Source organism: Faecalicatena contorta (assembly GCF_021531995.1).
Taxonomy (GTDB): domain Bacteria; phylum Bacillota; class Clostridia; order Lachnospirales; family Lachnospiraceae; genus Dorea_A; species Dorea_A contorta_A.
The window spans coordinates 1-6,189 of the sequence record NZ_JAFBIZ010000142.1 but is presented as its reverse complement, the minus strand read 5'-3'; the positions used below and the strand labels follow the sequence as shown (position 1 = coordinate 6,189).

Sequence of the window (6,189 nt, the reverse complement as noted above, 5' to 3'; positions counted from 1 at the left end):
GCCTTATTAAAGTGCGCCTAAAATGTCCGGTTATCTACATTTCATTCCAGAATTCGTGCTTTGCACGAATTCATCCTTGTTTTGGTTCAGAATTGCGAACAAGCTTAGCGAGTTTCGCAATTACCTAATATTGTAACTGACGTAGCGATACAATTCCAGACAGATTTTAGAGAAGTATGTGTTTATTCTATAGAAAGCTTCCTTTATCCAACGGATGGATGACCGGCTCACTGATGATCATCAGACCATCTACCGGGAGATACATCTGGATTATTTTTTCATATTCTGCAATCCCTCCAATTAGTAATATTGCACAAATTATAGTCTCTAAATTTGTTATATATGTACAATTCAAGGCTTGCGCTTATGAAAAAAGGTGCTATAATATAGCTTATCAAAAATCAAAAGCAAAGGAACCAGAAAAGTTCCAAAGAATGCGATGAAAGGGATACATCACAGGAAGATACCGGAGCACAGAGAGTCGTTAATTGGTGAGAGATGACAGAAAGCCTTCCTGAGACATCACCCTGGAGCATCCTGCCAAAAGCATCAACATTCAAATTGATATGTTGAAAAGTGCGAGTAAGTAAGGACGTTTTCTCTACGTTACCGGAGAGGCTGTTTCATATGACAGATCCAAAAAGAGGGGCCGTTGATTGATTACGGCAAGCAAAGTGGTACCACGGAAAATTCCGCCTTTGCAGTCCAGTATGGACTGCGAGGGCGTTTTTTTATAGATACATATAAAGATGAAGGCTCATAACAGAAATTGAGCCTGACAAAGGAGAAAAGAGGTATTAGGAAATGAGTGGAATCTTAATGATGGTTATCGCCATTGTAGTACTTGGAGGCGCATATCTCCTGTACGGAAAATATCTTCAGAAAAAATGGGGGATAGACCCAAATGCAAAAACACCGGCTTATGAACTTCAGGACGGTGTGGATTATGTACCGGCAGATACCAACGTGGTATTTGGTCATCAATTTGCATCTATTGCAGGTGCAGGCCCAATCAATGGACCAATTCAGGCTGCTGTCTTCGGATGGCTTCCGGTATTACTCTGGATATTAATTGGTGGTGTATTTTTCGGAGCTGTACAGGACTTTGCAGCAATGTATGCATCTGTAAAAAATAAAGGACGTACAATTGGATATATTATTGAAGAATATATCGGAAAACTTGGCAAAAAACTATTCCTGCTGTTCACCTGGCTGTTCTGCATTTTGGTTGTTGCTGCATTTGCAGATGTGGTAGCCGGTACATTCAACGGGTTCGCTACAGATGAATCCGGGGTTGTTTCTAAAGTAGCTGCGAACGGTGCCGTTGCCACAACATCCGTACTGTTTATTATAGAAGCGGTTGCATTAGGCATGATTTTGAAATATGCAAAATTAAACAAATGGGTGAATACAGCAATTGCAATTGTAATGCTTATCGCAGCAGTAGCACTCGGGTTGCAGTTCCCAATTTATCTGAGCCGTGATGTATGGCATCTGATTATATTTGCTTATGTATTAATTGCGTGTGTAGCGCCGGTATGGGCATTGCTGCAGCCAAGAGATTACCTGAACAGTTATCTGCTGATCTTTATGATTGCAGGAGCCGTGATCGGCGTATTTGTATCCAATCCATCCTGTAACCTGAAAGCATTTACCGGTTTCAATGTGGATGGACAGTATCTGTTCCCGATTTTGTTTGTAACGATTGCCTGTGGTGCAGTATCCGGCTTCCATTCTCTGGTTTCTTCCGGTACTGCTTCTAAACAGATAAAAAATGAGAAGAACATGCTGCCGGTATCTTTCGGTGCAATGCTGATGGAAAGTATGCTTGCTATTATTGCACTGATTGCAGTTGCTTCTTTTGCAAAAGGGGAAGCGGCATCCCAGGGTCTGACAACACAACCACAGATATTTGCCGGCGCAATTGCCAATTTCCTGTCAGTTATTGGTCTCCCGCATTCATTGGTATATACATTGATCACTCTTGCGGTATCTGCATTTGCACTGACTTCATTGGACTCTGTAGCCCGAGTTGGACGACTGTCCTTCCAGGAATTCTTTATAGATGAAGATGTTACGGATGACAATATGAGTCCATTTTTGAAAGTTGTAACCAATAAGTATTTTGCAACCATTTTAACTCTGGTATTGGCGTACCTTCTTGCCAAAGTCGGTTACGCAGAAATCTGGCCTCTGTTCGGTTCCGCAAACCAGTTGTTATCTGTACTTGCCCTGGTTGCCTGTGCGGTATTCCTGAAAAAGACAAAAAGACAGGGGGTAATGCTTTGGATTCCTATGGTATTCATGATGGCAGTTACCTTCACTGCATTGGGAATGACAATCATAAAATTATCAAAGGCATTTGTAACAACAGGGTTGAGTCTTGGAAATACAATGCAGCTGATATTTGCAGCATTGCTTCTGGTACTTGGCATCATTGTAGCAATACAGGGTGTTAAAAAACTTATGGAAAAAGAAAACTAAAAACATATCATAATGTATTGTTTGCAAAAACCGCATTCCTTCATGTCTTCTCATGATAGAATGCGGTTACTTATATTCACATATACTTCAGAGCGAGCCAGGGAAAGGATTCTTTTCAGCCTCTTTTTCTCTGCATCCATATGTATACGCAGATACAGATCACCACCGATACAAAAGACCCTGTTGCTGTTGCAAGTCCCATCGGGAACAATGTATTTGGAAAATTCCTGGATGCCAGATAAGCAAGCGGAATCCTCGCACATATGATGGACACTGAGTTATGCAGGAACGAAAACTGCGACAGTCCATATGCACAAAAATACCCGCTGAAGCAAAAATGAATTCCCGCCAGGATGCAGTCCCAGATATATCCATGCATATACTGGGTTCCAAGACGAACCACTTCTGCATGTTCCGAAAACAATCCGATGAAGGACTCTGCTGACAGCTGCATAACGACTGCACAGATGATTCCATAGGCTACACAGATCATAACCGCATACCACAGTGTCTGCTTTGCCCGTTCATGTCTGCCCGCGCCGATATTCTGCGCAGCAAGAGCAGAAACCGTAGATAACATGGAAGACGGAACCAGGAACAAGAAGCTGATCATCTTCTCCACAATTCCTACCGCAGCAGCATCATTTAACCCACGTTGATTTACGATCACTGTAATCACAATAAAAGAGATCTGGATAAATCCATCCTGGAGCGCCACCGGAAGGCCGACCTTCAGCAATTCTTTCATAATCTTTTTCTGAGGTCTGAGATGCTCACGGTTCAGGGTCAGTCCCGTCTTTCTTCGCATAATCATCAGAAGTGACACCACGACACTGATTGTCTGGGACACTGTGGTTCCCAGTGCAGCCCCCGCCGGGCCAAGTCCCAGAGCACCAATAAACAGATAATCCAGTCCTATGTTCGCCACACAGGCAATCGCTACAAAATACATCGGACTTCTGGAATCACCCATTCCGCGAAACACAGAACTGATGATATTATATGCTGTAATAAACGGAATCCCGATAAAGCAGGTGATCAGATAGGATATGGTTCCACGGACTGCCTCTTCCGGAGTGGACATCACTGCTACGATCGGTTTCACCATAATCAGGAGAAGCATCGTAACTCCAACCGATACTCCCAGAAACAGAATGATCGTATTACCGATTGCTTCAGAAGCCTGCTTCAGATTCCGCGCCCCGATTGCCTTGCCGATCATCACGGTCGAACCCATGGCAAGTCCTACGATCATGACCGTCAGCATATGCATCACCTGACTTCCGATCGACACAGCCGTCGTACTGTCCACACCATTAAACTGTCCGATAATAAACAGATCCGCCATTCCATAAAGCGTCTGCAAAAAATAAGATAATAAAAAGGGAAGTGAAAAAGAAAGCATCGTCTTAAATACACTTCCCGTTGTCAGATTCTTTTCCATAATAATTTCCCGATTCCTTTCTTTCGATATTTTACCAGAAAAAAATAGACTCTACAATAATTGTAGAGTCAAGATAATCTTTTTTCATCTTATCGGATAAAATTCGTCGGCTGCATCGGTTCCTTCTGCGGAATGCCATAGGCTTCTTTCCCAAGCGCAATACTCTTGAGCAGAAATGACATGTTACGCGCCAGAGTGCGCATGCTCTGCAGGCCTTCCAGATCCTGCTCTGCTTCCCCGACCTCTCTGCCGTGAATACTGTTCCAGTATTGTCCGGAAGCAACCGGCATGCCGGAAATCGTGAAAAACTTGTTCAGTTCATCAAAGGTAGCGGATAAACCTCCTCTTCTTGCGGCTACCACACTTGCGCCGACTTTCATAGTTTTATCAAAGCGTGTACTGAAAAACAGCCGTGTCAGAAATGCCACAAGTGTTGCATTGGCCGATGCGTAATAAACCGGACTTCCTATTACAAGCCCGTCGCACGCTTCGAACTTCGCTGCAAATTCATTTACCTCATCATCGAATACACATTTCCCGATCTTTGCGCAGGAACGACAGGCAATACAGCCTCTGATATTCTTATTGCCGATATGCACAATCTCCGTTTCAATTCCCTCTTCTGCAAATGTCTTCTCCATCTCATGCAGCGCAATGTATGTATTTCCATTCGCATGCGGGCTTCCGTTTAATAAAATAACCTTCATCGAAAACTCCTTTTATATGTCTGAATTATTTTAATGCTTCTCCATCCCGAAAAGCATTTCCAACTTTTTCTCCCAGCTTCAGATATGTGCTGTGCACCGGATCAAAGGTGATTGCCTGCAGTTTTTCCGGATCGATCATGCCATCTTCGCCCAGAATTCTCTCATCGGCACTTACATTGACAACCTCTCCGATGATATTGCCGTCTTCGGTCACCTTCTCCAGACGGCACTCCAGCGCCATCGGAAGTTCATCAATCAACGGTGCATCTACGAATTCACTCTTCGTTGTATGGAAACCAGAACGTTCCATCTTATCAGCAGTATCATTTGCCGATACGATTCCCACATAATCTGCCGCCACAACATGTGCTGCATCCGCAAAGCTTACAGTAAACGCTTTCTTCGCAAGAATATTCTTTGTCGTTTTATGACTCTCACTCAGGCAAATCACTATATGTTTACTGTCATAGATTCCTCCCCAGGCTGCATTCATAGCGTCTGCCTTTCCTTCTTCATCATAACTGCCGATGATCAGCACCGGCAAAGGATAAAACCATGTTTTCTGTCCAAAATTCTTTCGCATAATTATACACTCCTTCTCTGTTCAAAACTTGTTTCATTCTTGCTGTTCCATACCTCTATTTAAGGTTTTATCGTATAGTGAATATCACTTACAGTATACACTGTAACAAAAGCGTTGGGGTCAGTTTTTCGTAAAAACGACATTAATTTCTGATATTCACTCTTATCTACGATTGTGATAAGCTCTGTATGCTTTTCCATCTTATATGCACCTGTCGTCTCATACAAAGATGCACCGCTGTGAAGATTCACAATGATAAACTCTCTGATTTCTTCCAGCTTATCAGAAATAATACAGACACGCCTTTTGATGTTGTGACCGAAGATAAAATGATCCAGAATCATACCATTAAAGTACGTCCCCAGCAAACTCAGGACAACGACTTTTTTATCATAGAAAAATGCGGAAGAAAGTGCAACGCAAGTTCCCGCGATCGTCATTGCACGTCCGATTTCAATATGCAGATACTGATTCATAATCTTCGCAATAATATCAATTCCCCCGGATGATGCATTGATATTAAACAGCATACTCAGCCCAAAACTCACAACTAAAATATAACAAAGTACATCTAATTCCGGGCTCTCCGTGATGGAAGTATAGTTCGGAAATAAATGCTCGTACACTGCCAGATACCCGGACAGTAATACGCTTCCGTATACGGTCTTAAATCCAAAATCTGATCCACACAGAAAAAATCCCAGAATCAAAAGCACGACATTTAATATCAATGTGATCGTCGAAATATGCAGCGGAACAACGTTGGTAAGCACAATTGCAAGACCCGATATAGAACTTACCGCCGCATGACTGGGTACCAGAAAGAAAAATACCGCTGCCGCAATGATACAATCTGCAACCGTAATGATCAAAAACTCCTTTGGTGAAATAAGCTTTTTCAACTTTAACATAATATTACCCCCGAACCTTAAGGTTTCTCCTTTTCCGTAATTAATTCTATTATACATGAA

The 6,189-nt window shown here is 42.6% G+C and carries 5 protein-coding genes; 1 reads left to right on the top strand and 4 read right to left on the bottom strand.

Annotated elements, in window-relative coordinates; all coding sequences use genetic code 11:
• Positions 1-804: 804 nt before the first annotated feature.
• Entirely contained in the window at positions 805-2,484 is a 1,680-nt protein-coding gene (locus JQM82_RS13940) for a carbon starvation protein A (protein WP_235251002.1), read from the top strand.
• Between the two features lie 115 nt (positions 2,485-2,599).
• On the opposite strand, the gene JQM82_RS13935 is transcribed toward JQM82_RS13940, so the two are convergent.
• From JQM82_RS13935 to JQM82_RS13920, 4 genes are all read right to left on the bottom strand, one after another.
• Positions 2,600-3,928, bottom strand: a complete 1,329-nt coding sequence (locus tag JQM82_RS13935) for an MATE family efflux transporter (protein WP_235251001.1) — start codon at positions 3,926-3,928, stop codon at positions 2,600-2,602.
• An 89-nt stretch (positions 3,929-4,017) separates the two neighbouring features.
• Positions 4,018-4,635: a flavodoxin family protein gene (locus JQM82_RS13930; protein ID WP_235251000.1), complete on the bottom strand. Its 618-nt coding sequence runs from the start codon at positions 4,633-4,635 to the stop codon at positions 4,018-4,020.
• Positions 4,636-4,660: 25 nt separating this feature from the next.
• Positions 4,661-5,218, bottom strand: coding sequence for a flavin reductase family protein (locus tag JQM82_RS13925; RefSeq protein WP_235250998.1), 558 nt, complete (start codon positions 5,216-5,218; stop codon positions 4,661-4,663).
• A gap of 59 nt (positions 5,219-5,277) precedes the next feature.
• Positions 5,278-6,129 carry a YitT family protein gene (locus JQM82_RS13920; RefSeq protein ID WP_235250997.1) on the bottom strand — a complete coding sequence of 284 codons (852 nt, stop codon included), beginning with the start codon at positions 6,127-6,129 and terminating at the stop codon, positions 5,278-5,280.
• Positions 6,130-6,189: the final 60 nt, after the last annotated feature.